Raw genomic sequence first — 14,856 nt, 5'->3', positions numbered from 1 at the left:
TAATGACAACGCTTATTGACATAATTTAGGCGTCCGGTTAGATCGCTCTTAGGACAGCAAGAGGGGTCACCGATAATGAGCGACGTGTCTCACGATCAGCCAAGCGCCACTGCGATGGTGGATGCTTTGAACAATACTTTTGGCTCTCACGGGAAGCGGGCGTCACACCCGAAGGGAGTCTCGGCTCTGGGATTTTTCGAACCGAACCCAACCGCTCATACATTCTCTACGAGCGCCATTTTTGAGCCCGGCCACTACCCCGCCAGAGTGAGATTTTCGATTGCTGGTGGAAATCCCAACGTTCCCGACAAAGCGCCGGCCGCTCGGGGCATGGCCATTCGGATCGACGGGCCTCGAGGCGAACGCTTGACCCTGGTTATGATCAGCGCGCCGGTTTTCTTTGCAGCAAGCCGTGCGAGTTTCGTGTCTTTTTTGGAAGCGCGACGCCCTGACCCTGAAACCGGTAAGCCCAACCCCCAAAAGATCGACGAATCGAACATGACCCACACTGACAGCGAGGCACAACGTCGGTGGCTCGCATCAACGGCTCCGTCGATCAGCTACGCCACGGCACCATATTTCGCGGTGCATACCTATCTGTTCGACCAGTCGAATGGCACCAAACGTCCGGCGCGGTGGATTTTCGAGCCCGTTGCCGGTCGCATCGGCTTTTCGCCCGCAGAATTAAATGGGATCCCTGATCATTTCCTGGTTGATGAGTTGCGCGCGCGGCTGAGGGAAGGGCCGGCTCAATGGCGCGTCCTTGCTATGATTCCGCAGGCAATAGATCCACTTCATAACCCGACTGCGAATTGGCCAGAGACAAGGGAGACTGTCGAGCTTGGCATGCTCACGGTGACTTCATTGGCTGCTCTTGGAACGGTGGAAGATTCTGACGGGACGGTATTTGATCCAATGAACCTTCCCCAAGGCATAGCGCCCGCTGGCGACCCAATTTTTGATTCTCGCAGCGAGGCCTATGCGGTCTCCGCCTTGCGGCGCGGACTCTGATCGCCCATCGAGGGCGAAGAGGAACGGGGAAGGCTGGCCCCCTCAGTGCGTACAACGCCGACGGTTAGTCGCTTTCGATCATGCGAATGTAGCGCGCGGACGTTGGCGATGCTCGGGGTGGGCCGGCCGGCACGCATGACGCTGCCCGCGCGGCGTTCGCATCCCACGGGAGTTTCGGGAATTGTCGGACCGTTTCATACGAACCATCCACTTTATCGACACCGTGGAGCGGACGAATACGGCGGCCGATGTCGAAGATTGCTTGTTAGCACTGGCAGGAGAGTTCGGCTTTACCGGGGTTTTTGGGGGCATATTGCCGACACGACCGTTGCCTCTGAACGAGATTTCATCGCGCGTTTTGTTTCAGCGGTATCCGGCGGAGTGGGCTGCTCGCTACAACGCGCGAGGTTACATCTTTCTTGATCCCGTCGTTGAGCGGCTCTCATCCGCGCGCAACCCATTCACTTGGCACGAAAGCTACGAAACCGGCACTCAAAAGCAAAATGTGGAGCTGATCCGGGGCGAGGCTTCAGAGTTTGGACTGCGCGACGGCTACGTTGTGCCGGTCTCAACTATTGATGGCCATATCGCTGCGTTATCGTTCGGCGGCGAAGGGGGAATCCCGGATTCCGCGGATTTGTCAGTTTTAAACTTCGCGGCGAGCTATGTAGTCGGTCGCCATCTGCATCGCCTGGCCACCCGCAATCCGCGACCGGATCTGACGCCACGCGAATGGGATTGCCTCCTGTGGGCGGGCGAGGGGAAGACGGATTGGGAGATCTCCGTCATACTCGGCATTTCCAGGTCTACCGTGATCAAGCACATCACCTCGGCTCGAGAGAAGCTTGGTGCAGCCAACCGGGCACATGCTATTGCGATGGCGATCCGGAAAAACCTCATCCGCTAACGCACACACAGGCGCTCGTTTGGTCTGGTGAGGCAGCCGTTGTGTTTTTCGAGGATCTTCGACCGCTTTCCACGGCGAAGCGTAGCGTTGGAGATCGTTCGAGACATGCGCTATGACAACGAAGCTCGCTGCTTTGCTGAACGTATCCGGTAAGGCTTAACATTATAAACCCAGCTGACCGTGATCGAAGATGGAGTCACCAAAGAAATCCACGTTGAAGGAAACGCTCGACCATCTCTTTGAGTCTATGGATAAGGCTCCCACCGCAGCGGATCATCCCATTTTTAAGAATGCGGCTGACAAGGAATATTACGAGACGCAGCTGATGTTCGCGTACCGGAAGTTGGAGGCAGGCCGCCATCACCTCGAGAATGTCGAGGGTATGCTCGAGAAATCGAAAGCCCAAGCCATGACTGCGATGAAAAAGCACAAGAAACCGGGAAAGAATGCCATCGCTTCAACAGCATCCATGATTGTCAACGGCGGCTCCGCCGCCGGCTACATCCATGAGCTGTCCGCCTTCCTGGCCGCAATTAGGTCCGGCCTCGATTTCCTCACTGTTGCGGCGGCGCGCACGATCAAGGGGGTTAAGGCGCATTCGGTTCATGATCTCGAAAAGATGGCGGCCAAGGGCCACACCGGTCACGTCCTCGATGCCGTCAGAGCACATCACGCTTGGCTGGCTGAGCTCAGGGAATACCGTGATGAGGTCGTACATCGCCTCGTCGTCCAGGCGCCGGCCGAGGGCTGGCTGATCTCCACCAAGGGCAAGACCTCGAAAACCGTGCTTCCCATCGTAGTGCCTCGGAAAACGCCGGAGAGAGCATCGGACACCAGACGGTCTCGGATGACGGAGGATCTCGATCCTCCCTTCGGGCTTGAACGCTGGGAATCGCATGGGGCGGTGTCTCTGCCGGACGGAACTAAGGAGGTCTGGAACCACGAAGTTGTTTTTACCCCGGCCGATTCGCATGTCCCGATCGTCGAGTTGATGGAATACCATCTCTCTGCGTACCAGAAGTTTTCGGCCGCTATATTCGATGCGATCGTGTCCAGCAAATTTGGGAAAGCGAAATGATCGTCGCCGATATGATGCAGTCCGGCGGCCGCGTCTTCCTGAAAAGCGTATTCGGCCAGATCGGGGACGACTGGCCGTGTGTCTCATTCTCAAGGCCATCTGTCGGTACGCGCCTGCGACAGGAGTTCGTACCGGGCAGGGACGTCATGATGTACGTCGGGACCCTCAACCGGGAGCTGACCCACGATCCCGACCACAGAGGCCGCCTCATCGCGGCGGTTGTCATCGAGCCGAGCCAGATCCTCGAAACCCGTAAGATCGTGTCGTCGACGGCGTGGGCCAACAGCGACGAGCGCTGGCCGCATTCCATGGCGGTGCTCAACGCGGCCATCCTGAAGGGGCCGCCGTTTCCAGATGCCCATAATGTCGTCCCCGATGCCTACCGGTCTTTCGGCAATGTCGAGAACCGAGGCGGTGTTGTTCTCGCTGAAGGAGATGAGCGCGCTGCGGTCATGGCACTGGCGGCGGATCCGCTTGCGATCCATCTTGCACCGAATGTACAGGCCTATGTCGGCCTCCGCGCCAGCTACAGCGCCGACATTCCGAAGAATGTCAAAGAGCAGGCGACCCGAATGGCCGGGCTCATCATCGAGCGCGTCAAGAAAGGCGGCGAGCCTCGCGTCGTTATCAACCCACAGCGTACAGCACCGGGTTTTGCCGACCTTTACAAACTACTGGTCGACAAGTGGCAGACCGAGCAACGGGGACTCTGCGCGCTGTGCAATGGAGTGCTTGTGGCGACAACAATGAACAAGATGGTGCAACCTTCGGCCGACCGCATCGACAGCTCCAACGGCGCCTACGACGCCTCGAACGTCCATGTCACGCACCTAGCCTGCAATTTGGCCAAGAACCAATACGGCCTCGATCATTTCGAGGAATGGCTGGTGGCGCTGCGGGGCGCCGATCCGCGGACGGACGGGTAAACAATCCTTGACATTTGGGTCCGCGACAGTAACCTCGGTGTCCTGTTAACCCATTGTTTTTGTTCCATAATGTTGATTATGCGAACGACAATTTCGGACTTGCCTTCGTTCTGTCCTTGCAATAGACGCCGCGTGACATACGTGATATAAGACCTGTCATACGCAATATCACGTGGTCGCCATGTCCGACGCTTTGTTCTCATCCTTTCTGATGGTCGACCGGCCCGTTTCGCCGGTCGCGGGTGGACACACGTTTGGCGGAACCGATGCATCGGAGCGCCACGAGCGTCCTTTGCTAAATGATCGCGAGCGCCTTCTTGCGGCGATCCTGCGGGCGCTTGAGGAAGCTGCGCCGTCCGGCGGGGGAACGCAAGCTTCCGTCTCGCCAAGCATCGGGGATCTCGCGGCCGCGGCCGCGGATATCGCGCTCGGCCAGTCCGTCGTTCTCCAGCTTAAGCCCGATCTCGGCGAAGGCCATCGAGGAGCGGTGCGCGCTTTCCTCGAAATGGTGCTGCGCGTGAGCGCTACGTTGGACGAGAGTCGTCTCGAGTCCGCGATCAGTAAGCTCGCCGAGGTTCTCCTGCCCGACGACCTTGCCGACGCGCGCGGGGCGCTAGCCGCAGATAACCTCGAGCTCCGCGACCGCTTCATTACCGAAGTCCCTCAGTTCACAAGCGCCGAGATCAGCGCGCAGGCTGGGCTGAAGACCAAGAATCCTTATGCGACGGCAGCTCGTTGGAAAAAGAGTGGCGACATCTTCTCGGTTCAGCACCGTGGCAAGGAGTATTTCCCGGCTTTCCAATTCCGCGAGGGACGGCCCCATCCAACGATCAAGAAGGCGCTCGCGGCCCTCCCCGCCCGGATGTCTTCGTGGCAGCGAGCGTTCTGGTTCGTGTCGACGAATGGTTGGCTGGATGACAGGGCTCCTGCCGACGCGCTCGACGAATCACACTCCGTGGTCGCCGCCGCTGAAAGAGAGGGCGAAGAGGTGGTTGGGTGAGCGTTGTAAGCGTACCCTCCCCGCCCTCGCCTTTTCCAAGCATCAATACCCAAACGGTCGCGAAAGGCACGATCCTCCATCGGACGCACGGCTCTGGCTATCGATCGGCGCAGTTCAACCCGTGTATGGGCCAGCCTACCCGTTTCGCTCCATTCGCTGACGCATCCGGCGCCTGCGTACCGACACTTTATGCGGCGACGTCGCGCGAGGCCGCAGCCTTTGAATCGATTTTCCACGACATCGATGCGACTGCCGCTTTTAAGACGGTGCGCCTCGACGTCGTAGAAGCGCGCAGCGTTAGCCGTATTTCACCGACACGGGATCTGCTAGTGGCGGGCATGTTCGCACCCGATCTCAAGCTGTGGGGATTGAGCCGCGGCGAGCTCATCGAGACCCCCAAATCGACCTATGTCCGAACTGTCCTTTGGGCCGAGGCGATCCACCGTGCCAGGCCGGATATCGACGGCTTGATATGGACATCGCGGCAGTGCGATCCCGACCAATGCGTCATCCTCTTCGAGGATCGCGTCCGCGAGGCTGACTTCGAGGCGCTCGATTGCATCGAGGTGAGCGCGGACGCAACCCTTCTGCTCGAACTGCGCGGGTTCGGCCAGCGCGCCGGCATCACCATCATTTCGTAGCAAGCCATCCAGCGGGACATGGCGATCGGCGATCAATCCTCTTCAACGCGCCTTTGCGACGTGAAGACGCTATTCTCATAGGCCTCGCGTCATTGAGAAAGAACATTTGCATATCCGGGGCGCTGGCCTGGGTTGCGGAGCAACGCCAGAAGGTTTCGGCAGTCCTGTTCAATTCGATGCTCGAGCACGTTGGCTACGCCGAGAAGCAATCCGGAGCGTGGCCGTGATGAAGCCGCGAACCAAGGTGACAGTGGAGCGGGGGCTAGATCGATAGCTCGTGCATCGAGCGAAAGACGCTGATCGTCGAAGCCGTCGGGCAACGGCAGCATAGCCGAAAGCGCTGCCGGCACCGACGTATACACTCCAAGTTTTGCTATGGTGGCCAGGACGCAGCTTCTGCGCTCCTCATAAAGTCGCCGCATCTTCCTGAGGTGGCGAAGATAATGGCCTTCGCGAATGAACGTCGCTAGGGCGAGCTGAACCGCCGCTGTTGGGGGGCCGCCTAACCACGTGGTCACGTCGATCAAACGTCGAGCAAGTGGCCTGGGCGCTACGATGAAGCCGAGCCCGATCATCGGCGCTATCGTTTTACTGAAGGTACCGACGTGGATGACGTGATTGGCGCCCTCTCCCGATGCAAGGGCCGGCGGCGAACGACCTGACAAGTGTAGTTCGGCAAGGTAATCATCTTCGACGATCCACGCATCGCGAGAAGCCGCCCATTGAAGCAGTTCCTGGCGGCGACCTTCCCCAAGTGGTACCCCGGTCGGAGCCTGCTGGCCTGGCGTGACGATTGCAAGGGCCGCGTGCGGAGCCAGCGCGCGGCCCTGCTCGACGATGAGGCCGTCTTCGTCGACCTCGACGGAGACGGGATGTACGCCAGCCAGCTCGAGAGCAAAGCGGGTCACAGGATAGCCGGGATCTTCTACCCACGCCTGCCTACCCGTCGCGCCTATCGCGCGCAATGCGATTCCGAGGCCGCTGCGGAAACCGCTCGTCACGAGAATCTGCTCGGGCGAGCACTCAATCCCTCGCGCTATCGCGACATGGGAGGCGATCGCAGATCGAAGCTCGGAAAGTCCGCGTGGATCGCCATAGTCAATGCGCGTCGAGGTCGATTGCACCGCTTGTCGATAGAGCCGCGCCCAGAGGGTTGCCGGAAATGCGTCGTTAGCCGGAATTCCCATCTGGAAGATCAAACCCCGGGTCGCACCAAATTGGAAGTCCGGGGGGCGAAGGCTCTCTGCATCTGAAACCGTTGTGACCGTGGTTGGAGGAAAAGATGCCGCTACGCGGGTCCCCGCTGACCCCGCCGCGACGAGCAATCCCCGATCGATCAGTTTTTCATACGCGGCGCTTACTGTGCCGCGAGCCACCCCGAGTTGGCCCGCGAGATCCCGCCAGGAGGGAAGACGGCCCCCCGGTTGCAATGAGCCTTCCGAAATAGCGACCTCAATATGGTGGGCAATCTGATCGACGAGCGTGGTCCGGCTGACGCGATCCAGCGTCAAAGCCGTTGTTTTCCAGGGCCCGTCAGTTCCCATCGCTATCCCCGCGGCAGCGAAAGTCGGGGCTCCAGCGCAGCTCACGCAGTGCCTTGTCGATAACCACTTCGCCTCCCGAATCCGCAATATTGTATACACCGCGCGACCCGCGATCGACCGCCAGTGACGCGGCGTAGGCTGCCGCCTCAACATGCACTGGAGACGAGCCTGTCGGCGTCTGTGTCCAGGTCCCAGGCCCATACAGCTGGCCATATCGGAGCACGATGCCGTCGAGATCATCCGGCTGCAGCACCGCTGCCTCCAGGGGCACAACGCCGTCTCGCACCGATACACCGCGGGGACCTTGAGCGGCGGCATCAAGGGGATCGATTTCGGAATAAGGCGGTGTCTTCGGGGCATACGCCCAAGCTATGCTTTGTGCAATTATGCGTGTGACCCCCGTTTTGCGCGCCGCATCCACAAGGTTTTTCGTTCCTTCGCGCCGTAGGCGAGCATTGCGAACCAGAGATTGCAGGTCAGTGCCACCCGCCAGGTCAGTAAGCTGGTGAATGACCACGTTTGGAGCTGATGTCAGCATCGCTTCATCCAGCGCATCCCGGTCGAATACGTCCACAATCAGCGCATCTGCGCCCAAAACGTTAAGCGTCCGCACGCCTTCGGTTGTTCGGCTGGTGCCGGTGACTCTATGCCCGGTCTTCAGAAGCAGCGGGATGAGATTCCGGCCTATTACGCCGGTGGCCCCAGCTAAGAATATTCGCAACACCGCATTCCCTTAATTAAGCGCCACGGCATACAGCCCGCGCGTCTTCCAGCTGCGCTCCCCCAAGTCTCCTGAATCTCGCGGTCGACGAAACTACTCTATCAGGCCATTCAGTTTAGCGAAGGGATCATCCAAAGAATCACGGTTCCACCGATACTCAGCGCCATTCGCAACCTCCTGCGCCCGCTCGGGACCATAAAGCTTAACGATGAGTGCCAAGGCCATGTCGGTGCCGGCAGAGATGCCGGACGACGTGAAATACTTACCGTCCTCGATCCAGCGAGCTTGGCGTACCCACTGGACATTTTGGCCTTGGCTGCTCGCCCACTTGAACGCACGCTTGTTCGTCGTTGCGCGGACTCCGTCGAGTAGCCCGGTTCTAGCGAGAAGCGCGGCTCCTGTGCATATGGAAGCAACGTGCGGCGTGGCCTCTGCCACCGATCGCAACACGTCGATGAGCGCCGTGTTGTTGACCTCGCGACGCGTCCCTCCGCCTCCTGGGATCATGAGGATGTCGAGTTTCGGTGCAGACGCGATGGTGGCGTCGACCATGACCTGCGGGCCGGCGCTGCTTGCAATCGGACCTTGACGCTCGGCGAGCATGACAATTCGGACCTGATCGCGCATATCTCCAAACATCTCAAGCGGCCCGAAGACATCGAGCAACTGGAAGCCGTCAAAAATAAGCATCCCGAGGATCATCTGCTCGCCCTCCTGCGTGTTGCTAGACCGTGATGTCGCTGGCGCGGCATGGCTCGCGCGTGGAAGCGCCAACATCGCGGCCGACAATCCCATCGCGGCCATTACCGATCGTCGAGATGTTCTGTGCACGTCCGCTTTCTCCGTCATTGTGATTGCTCGATCATCGAGAGGTTGATGTTCGACAAGGCCGCTTCCCGCGCCGACGCCGCTTGGTTTTCGTCGATGAATGCAGTCGCCTGCACCGGAACAAATTGCAGGCTCAGAAGGCCAACGCAGCCAAGAGCCGCGGAAAGATATGGCGTAAGGAAGTCCGGTTGATTGGCGCCCTCTCCCGAAAACACCCCGCCTGAGGCGATCGCGACGAAAACGGGGCGGTCCTGCAAAGTGCCCACCTTACCTTCGGGTGTTGGCATGATCGTTCGACCGACCCGTAAAATCTGGTCAATCCACGCTTTCAGCACCGAGGGTACGGTAAAGTTATTCATCGGCGTTCCGATGACGATGACATCGGACGCCTCGAGTTCTTGGATGAGGGCTTCCGATAGTGCGGTTGCCTCCTTCGACGCAGCCGACGATGCCGCTGCGCACGATAACGCGGCGGCGTATTCGGGAGCAGCATGTGGCAGCGGTTCTGCGCCAAGGTTTCGCCGTGTGACGATCGATCCAGGAGCAATTCGGAGGAGTCTCTCGACAATAGCAGCGGAGATCTTTCGGCTATGCGACTCTATCCGCGGGCTGCAATCGATATGGAGGATGTTCATGTCTGCTGTCCTAATGGCTTGACGAACCCAATCACGGCATCGATCAATCCTTCGCGTTTATAAAAGCGGCGGGCCTTCTCGTTCGTTGCGGCGGTGTCGAGCACCAAGCGATTGCATTGCTGGTCGACGGCAATCGCCGAGAGCTCTGTCAAGAGTGACGCTCCAAGCCCCCGCCCCCTTTGTTCGTCGGATGTCACCAGATCGTCGACGTAGAGGAAGCGATCGTGAATCAGGTTCTGCGTAATGCGATAGCCCGCCACCGCCACTACGCGATTGTTTTCCCATGCCGCAAGGATACGGTATCCGTCTCCCGCCATTTCGGATGCTCGTTCCAGCCATTCGTCCGAGCCTTTGAGTCGGGGGCGCAGCTGCGAAATCACGGGAAAACAGGCGGCGAGCTCGTTTGGGGTTTGCGCATGCCGAAACGTGACCTTCTCGGGGAGGCCATTTTCCTGGGCGGCATCCGGCGCTGAAATGGGATCCGGCATTATGCTCCTCATGCATGGGTACATCGATGAGGAGATACGCGGAGTCCGTGCGCGACGTCAGGACCAGGAACCGCTAACCGGAGTGGACCATGGCAATGGCTCAGGTGGCGACCATCTGTTGTGCGCCCGCTGACATCGGACACGGGCCACGGCTGAAGCAACGGTCTCTCGTGGGCTGATGGCCCATTGCGAAGAACCGATTTTGGTTCTGTTTAAGACGACGGCGCCGGCTCATTGTGGCGGGCAAGCGGGCGTTCTTTCCCGAGGGTGGCGGTGCTCCCCCCGAGGCGCCCCGCGCGCAGTATCTGAAGCCACGGCACAGACGAGCTCGCCAAGCTGCTCGCAGTCTTTGCCGTCCATAGCGGCGGGAGTACCGCCCAAAAAGCAAGGAGTGGTGTTTCGTGAGCGTTCGTATCGACTATGAGAAGGTTGCGCCTGCCGGCTACAAGGCATTAGGCGGTGTGTACGGCTACATCACGCAGTCGGGCCTAGACAAAGTTCTGGTCGAGCTGGTGTATCTGCGTGTGTCGCAGATCAATGGCTGTGCTTACTGCCTCGATCTCCACACTCGCGACCTTATCAAAAGCGGCGTCACGCCTGAGAAGCTGGCTCTTGTACAGGTCTGGCGAGAGGCAGGCCCGGTTTTCGACTCTCGGGAAAGGGCGGCACTGGCATGGGCCGAAACGGTCACTCTCGTGGCTGAAACATCGATTCCAGACAAGGATTTTCAGACCGTTTCTGCCGCCTTTAGCGAGAAGGAAATCGTCGATCTCACCCTCGCGATTGGACTCATGAACACCTTCAATCGTTTCGCGATCGGATTTCGCCGCCCGCCGAAGGCTGCGGTTTCTGCAGAGCCCTAACGCGTATTCGGCCAAAGGCGCTGATTTGGTCGAACGCGGGATCATGTCTGGTCCGGAAAAGGGCTTCTCAGACGAGGTGGCGACCGGAACGCGATCGCATTCGCCTAACCGCGTCCACGAAGCGAACGGAAGTTATAAGGAGGATTTCGAGATGGACAGCAGTCGGATTGTCTCGAGCGTGGGGACGCGTCAGGAAGAGGCTAACAAGGCGACCTCGATCGCCTTCTACGAGGCGGCGCTCAACGAGCACAACTTTGAGAAGGCGCTACAATATATCGGCCCGACCTATACACAGCACAACCCGAACGCATCCGACGATATCGCGGGCTTCGCTGGATTCCTGGCATTCCTGCGTGAGAATCATCCGCTATCGCGGGGCATCATTAAGCGGATATGGGCAGATGGCGATTATGTCATCCTTCACGTATTGGAGCGCCGTCATCCGGACGATCGTGGCGATGCCGTGGTTGACATTTTCCGCCTCGACGCTGGCAAAATCGTCGAGCATTGGGATGTAACGCAACCGATTCCCGAAACTCTCGCGCACGCCAACGGTATGATCTAGTCATCGTCGGCGCCACGAGTTGCAGCTGCCGCCGAGATTCGCGCGCCTTAGATCTTCTTCAAAGGTCTTTTATCGCCGCCGGAAGCGCGTTTCCTCTGTTGAGGTGTTGATGCCATATCAATACCTTCAGGGCTCAACTCCTGCAGGTAAGTGGCGAGAGCTCGGAATTCATCATCCCGCGGGTCGCTCAGTCGCCAGGCCAAAACAATCGTGCGGGCATACTGCGCCTGGTGTAACGGCACATACTCCAGGCCGTTGAAGGGGCGGACCGCAAGCGCCGGAATCAACGTACATCCTTCGCCGGCCGCGACCATGTATTTGAGTGTCTCGAGGCTAGTGGCATGGCGAGCAGAAGGATCCACATCGGCGCACGCGGCAATCGCATGGTCGCGAAGGCAGTGCCCTTCCTCAAGCAATAAGCGCTCGTGAGATGCCAAACCTTTCCAGCCAACGGCCGCTTTGGAGGCGGCCGCATGTCCGCTTGGACAGGCCATCACGAGCGGCTCGCGAAACAATGGGACGTGCGCAAGCGCAGGATCTGCAACTGGAGCCGCAATGAGCACGGCATCTAGGCCGCCGCCCACCAACGCACTCACGAGATCTCCGGTTTTGCCCTCCCCCAACACGAGGGAAAGGTCGGCGTAGTTCGCTCGCAAACCCTGGAGGATCTGGGGAAAGTAATAAGGTCCCAACGTCGAAATTGCGGAGAGCCGAAGCGAACCACCGAACGGCCGCTTCGAGCGGGTGGCAAGGACAACAAGATCTTGGGCCTCAAGCAGGACCTTTCGCATTTGCTCAATGAGAACGCGTCCCTTCTGCGTCACAATCACCCGTCGCGTAGTTCGTTCGAAGATGACGGTCCCGAGCCGGGCTTCAAGTTTACTTATTTGCACCGAGAGAGATGGCTGCGCGACGTGGCACCGTTCTGCCGCCTTCACGAAACTACCGAGTTCAGCGATAGCGACCACATACTCGAGGTCGCGGAGAGAGATGCTGGACAAATTCATTTGGCGATTATGCCGCTCGTGCTTACGAATTGGAACGAATAAATATACGAGCCCTATTTATGTCTTGGCCCCTGGCGGCGTGGCCACGTCACATCAACCGGGTCCGACAGCTGCGGGCGCAGCAAACTTGTAGGCGCACCATTTATGCGCCGAGAGGTCGCCTCACACGAGGCTGCGCGCCCAGACCAACAGACTCTGCTCGTGGCTCGCCAATAAGCGCATCCGCCCGCGGGAGACGCGGACGGATCCATCCGAGCGGTCGGCCGGCTTGTCGCCGAGCTCTGGACGGGACAACGCGGGTGCGGCGAACCGCTCGTGATCCTCGCCCAATCGAGGTGTAGTAGGATCCAGGCTCAGTGCAGATCAAAGCGATCAGCGTTCATTACCTTGGTCCATGCCGCCACGAAGTCCGTGACGAATTTCGCCTTGTTGTCATCTTGAGCGTAGACTTCGGAGTAAGCGCGAAGGATCGAATTGGAACCGAAGACGAGATCTACCCGCGTCGCTGTCCACTTGAGCATCCCGGTCTTGCGATCGCGCACGTCATAATGCCCGGCGGCGGTTGGCTTCCACGTATTAGCCATGTCAACCAGATTGACGAAGAAATCGTTGGTCAAGACGCCTTCCCGATCCGTGAAGACACCATGCTTGACCCCGCCATAGTTAGCGCCGAGCACCCGCAACCCACCGACTAATACGGTCATTTCGGGGGCCGTGAGACCCATGAGCTGACTCCGTTCCAGCAACAACTCTTCCGGGCTAACGACATAGTCCTTCTTCATCCAGTTGCGGAATCCGTCTGCAAGGGGCTCCAGAACGTCGAAGGACGCGGCGTCTGTCATCTCGTCTGTTGCATCGCCGCGGCCTGGGGCGAAGGGCACGGAAATATCGAAACCTCCGGCTCTAGCCGCTTGTTCAATCGCCAGATTACCAGCAATGACGATGACGTCGGCGACGCTTGCGCCTGTTTCGGCTGCGATGCCCTCAAGCACCGGTATCACTTTGCACAGGCGCGCGGGCTCGTTGCCCTCCCATGCCTTCTGCGGCGCAAGCTTGATGCGCGCGCCATTGGCGCCTCCACGCAAGTCCGAGCCGCGGAAAGTCCGGGCACTGTCCCAGGCTGTCGTCAACCTATCTTTGATGGAAAGACCGCTGGCTGCGATGCCGGCTCGGACAGCGGCGACATCATAATCCGTCCGGCCCGCCGGCACGTGATCCTGCCAAATCAGAGCTTCCGCCGGCACATCCGGACCAATGTAGCGCGTCCTCGGCCCCAAATCGCGGTGCGTGAGCTTGAACCAAGCTCGCGCAAAGGTTTTCGTGAAGTAGGCCTGATCTTTATGGAAGCGTTCGGATATTTCTCGGTAAATCGGGTCCTTTATCATCGCCATATCGGCGTCAGTCATCACCGGATTGTACCGGATCGAAGGATCCTCGACGTCAACTGGCTTGTCTTCCTCCGCGATATTAATGGGCTCCCACTGCCAAGCGCCCGCAGGGCTTTTCCGGAGCTCCCAATCGTATTTGAACAGCAAATGGAAATAGCCGTTGTCCCACCTTGTTGGATGCGCGGTCCACGCCCCCTCGATGCCACTCGTGACGGTATGGCGCCCCTTGCCGGCACCGCCAGCGGTATTCCATCCAAGCCCTTGCTCTTCGAGATCGGCAGCTTCGGGTTCGGCACCGAGAAGGCTTGCGTTGCCGTTTCCGTGGCACTTCCCGACAGTGTGACCCCCAGCGGTGAGCGCGACGGTCTCCTCATCATCCATGGCCATGCGAGCAAAGGTCTCGCGCACGTCCTTTGCGCTCAAGAGTGGGTCAGGTTTGCCGTCGACACCTTCCGGGTTCACGTAGATCAGACCCATCATCACGGCCGCGAGAGGATTTTCCAACTCCCGCTCACCGGTGTACCGACTGTTAGGACTACTGCTCGGTGAGAGCCATTCCTTCTCCGACCCCCAATAGACGTCTTTCTCCGGACTCCAGATATCCTCGCGACCGAAGGCAAAACCGAAGGTCTTCAGGCCCATGGATTCATAAGCCATCGTGCCAGCGAGAATGATCAGGTCTGCCCAGCTGACCTTGTTGCCGTACTTTTTCTTGATCGGCCACAACAAGCGACGCGCCTTGTCCAGGTTGACGTTATCCGGCCACGAGTTCAGCGGCGCGAAGCGCTGATTGCCCCGGCCTCCGCCGCCCCGCCCATCGGCGATGCGGTAGCTCCCAGCCGAGTGCCACGCCATGCGGATCATCAGGCCGCCGTAGTGGCCCCAGTCTGCCGGCCACCACTCCTGACTGTCGGTCATCAACGCGACCAGATCGTCCTTGAGCGCTTGAACGTCGAGCGTCTTTACCGCTTCACGATAATCGAAAATCTGGCCCATGGGATTCGTCTTGGTATCGTGCTGATGCAGGATGTCGAGGTTGAGACCTTTGGGCCACCAGTCCGTGGAGGATTTCTCGGTGGATGTATTTCCACCATGTAACACCGGGCATTTTGCGGCACCCTCACCGACTCGTGCGTCCATCTCAGTCTCCTGTCGAGGTTAGTATCCAACTACGGATCGACGGTTCGCGAGCGGAATGGCTTCGCGTCGATTGGTTGGTTCGGGAGGACGATGACAGGCGATGACCCATAAGAG

The 14,856-nt window shown here is 59.2% G+C and carries 15 protein-coding genes; 8 read left to right on the top strand and 7 right to left on the bottom strand.

Translation table 11 applies throughout. The annotated features are described in order from the left end of the window. Window positions 1–75 precede the first annotated feature (75 nt). From IED13_RS24475 to IED13_RS24450, 6 genes are all read left to right on the top strand, one after another. The gene (locus IED13_RS24475; protein WP_318652312.1) at window positions 76–1,011 is read left to right on the top strand and encodes a catalase family peroxidase; all 936 of its coding nucleotides are present in this window, start codon (window positions 76–78) and stop codon (window positions 1,009–1,011) included. Between the two features lie 181 nt (window positions 1,012–1,192). Then, the gene (locus IED13_RS24470) at window positions 1,193–1,918 is read left to right on the top strand and encodes a helix-turn-helix transcriptional regulator (protein WP_210323742.1); all 726 of its coding nucleotides are present in this window, start codon (window positions 1,193–1,195) and stop codon (window positions 1,916–1,918) included. 214 nt (window positions 1,919–2,132) lie between these two features. Next, a complete protein-coding gene (locus tag IED13_RS24465; RefSeq protein ID WP_191125748.1) occupies window positions 2,133–2,996 on the top strand; it encodes a hypothetical protein in 864 nt (287 codons plus the stop codon). Next, window positions 2,993–3,922, top strand: coding sequence for a hypothetical protein (locus IED13_RS24460; RefSeq protein WP_210323741.1), 930 nt, complete (start codon window positions 2,993–2,995; stop codon window positions 3,920–3,922). Before IED13_RS24465 ends, IED13_RS24460 begins: the two co-directional genes overlap by 4 nt. Window positions 3,923–4,103: 181 nt before the next feature. Then, window positions 4,104–4,922 carry a hypothetical protein gene (locus IED13_RS24455; protein WP_191125747.1) on the top strand — a complete coding sequence of 273 codons (819 nt, stop codon included), beginning with the start codon at window positions 4,104–4,106 and terminating at the stop codon, window positions 4,920–4,922. Continuing rightward, entirely contained in the window at window positions 4,919–5,563 is a 645-nt protein-coding gene (locus IED13_RS24450) for an RES family NAD+ phosphorylase (RefSeq protein WP_191125746.1), read from the top strand. Before IED13_RS24455 ends, IED13_RS24450 begins: the two co-directional genes overlap by 4 nt. Before the next feature lie 89 nt (window positions 5,564–5,652). Here IED13_RS24450 and pdxR read toward each other — a convergent pair whose 3' ends face one another. The 5 genes from pdxR to IED13_RS24425 form a co-directional block, all read right to left on the bottom strand. Then, the gene (gene pdxR, locus IED13_RS24445) at window positions 5,653–7,074 is read right to left on the bottom strand and encodes a MocR-like pyridoxine biosynthesis transcription factor PdxR (protein WP_248312756.1); all 1,422 of its coding nucleotides are present in this window, start codon (window positions 7,072–7,074) and stop codon (window positions 5,653–5,655) included. A gap of 22 nt (window positions 7,075–7,096) precedes the next feature. Further along, window positions 7,097–7,831, bottom strand: coding sequence for an NAD-dependent epimerase/dehydratase family protein (locus IED13_RS24440; RefSeq protein ID WP_318652311.1), 735 nt, complete (start codon window positions 7,829–7,831; stop codon window positions 7,097–7,099). A 90-nt stretch (window positions 7,832–7,921) separates the two neighbouring features. Beyond that, window positions 7,922–8,677, bottom strand: coding sequence for a DJ-1/PfpI family protein (locus tag IED13_RS24435; protein ID WP_191125743.1), 756 nt, complete (start codon window positions 8,675–8,677; stop codon window positions 7,922–7,924). Next, window positions 8,674–9,291, bottom strand: a complete 618-nt coding sequence (locus IED13_RS24430) for an FMN-dependent NADH-azoreductase (protein ID WP_191125742.1) — start codon at window positions 9,289–9,291, stop codon at window positions 8,674–8,676. The genes IED13_RS24435 and IED13_RS24430 overlap by 4 nt, the downstream gene beginning before the upstream one ends. Next, window positions 9,288–9,779, bottom strand: a complete 492-nt coding sequence (locus IED13_RS24425; RefSeq protein WP_191125741.1) for a GNAT family N-acetyltransferase — start codon at window positions 9,777–9,779, stop codon at window positions 9,288–9,290. The genes IED13_RS24430 and IED13_RS24425 overlap by 4 nt, the downstream gene beginning before the upstream one ends. 401 nt (window positions 9,780–10,180) lie before the next feature. On the opposite strand from IED13_RS24425, the gene IED13_RS24420 reads away from it, so the two are divergent. Beyond that, entirely contained in the window at window positions 10,181–10,642 is a 462-nt protein-coding gene (locus IED13_RS24420) for a carboxymuconolactone decarboxylase family protein (RefSeq protein WP_191125740.1), read from the top strand. A 43-nt stretch (window positions 10,643–10,685) separates the two neighbouring features. Further along, window positions 10,686–11,207, top strand: coding sequence for a nuclear transport factor 2 family protein (locus IED13_RS24415; RefSeq protein WP_248312755.1), 522 nt, complete (start codon window positions 10,686–10,688; stop codon window positions 11,205–11,207). A gap of 47 nt (window positions 11,208–11,254) precedes the next feature. On the opposite strand, the gene IED13_RS24410 is transcribed toward IED13_RS24415, so the two are convergent. Together IED13_RS24410 and katG are read right to left on the bottom strand one after the other, a co-directional pair. Further along, complete coding sequence (locus IED13_RS24410; RefSeq protein ID WP_191125739.1) at window positions 11,255–12,214, bottom strand: LysR substrate-binding domain-containing protein; 960 nt, start codon at window positions 12,212–12,214, stop codon at window positions 11,255–11,257. Window positions 12,215–12,567: 353 nt separating this feature from the next. Then, window positions 12,568–14,742 carry a catalase/peroxidase HPI gene (gene katG / locus IED13_RS24405; protein ID WP_191125738.1) on the bottom strand — a complete coding sequence of 725 codons (2,175 nt, stop codon included), beginning with the start codon at window positions 14,740–14,742 and terminating at the stop codon, window positions 12,568–12,570. Between the last annotated feature and the right edge of the window lie 114 nt (window positions 14,743–14,856).

The organism is Allobosea spartocytisi (assembly GCF_014764685.1).
Classification (GTDB): Bacteria; Pseudomonadota; Alphaproteobacteria; order Rhizobiales; family Beijerinckiaceae; genus Allobosea; species Allobosea spartocytisi.
This window is presented reverse-complemented; position numbering and strand designations above follow the sequence as displayed.

Coding starts and splice junctions, on each gene's coding strand:
- IED13_RS24475 (WP_318652312.1), top strand. CDS start 76: ATGAGCGACGTGTCTCACGATCAGCCAAGCGCCACTGCGATGGTGGAT.
- IED13_RS24460 (WP_210323741.1), top strand. CDS start 2,993: ATGATCGTCGCCGATATGATGCAGTCCGGCGGCCGCGTCTTCCTGAAA.
- IED13_RS24455 (WP_191125747.1), top strand. CDS start 4,104: ATGTCCGACGCTTTGTTCTCATCCTTTCTGATGGTCGACCGGCCCGTT.
- IED13_RS24435 (WP_191125743.1), bottom strand. CDS start 8,677: ATGACGGAGAAAGCGGACGTGCACAGAACATCTCGACGATCGGTAATG.
- IED13_RS24430 (WP_191125742.1), bottom strand. CDS start 9,291: ATGAACATCCTCCATATCGATTGCAGCCCGCGGATAGAGTCGCATAGC.
- IED13_RS24425 (WP_191125741.1), bottom strand. CDS start 9,779: ATGCCGGATCCCATTTCAGCGCCGGATGCCGCCCAGGAAAATGGCCTC.
- IED13_RS24415 (WP_248312755.1), top strand. CDS start 10,686: ATGTCTGGTCCGGAAAAGGGCTTCTCAGACGAGGTGGCGACCGGAACG.
- IED13_RS24410 (WP_191125739.1), bottom strand. CDS start 12,214: ATGAATTTGTCCAGCATCTCTCTCCGCGACCTCGAGTATGTGGTCGCT.
- katG (WP_191125738.1), bottom strand. CDS start 14,742: ATGGACGCACGAGTCGGTGAGGGTGCCGCAAAATGCCCGGTGTTACAT.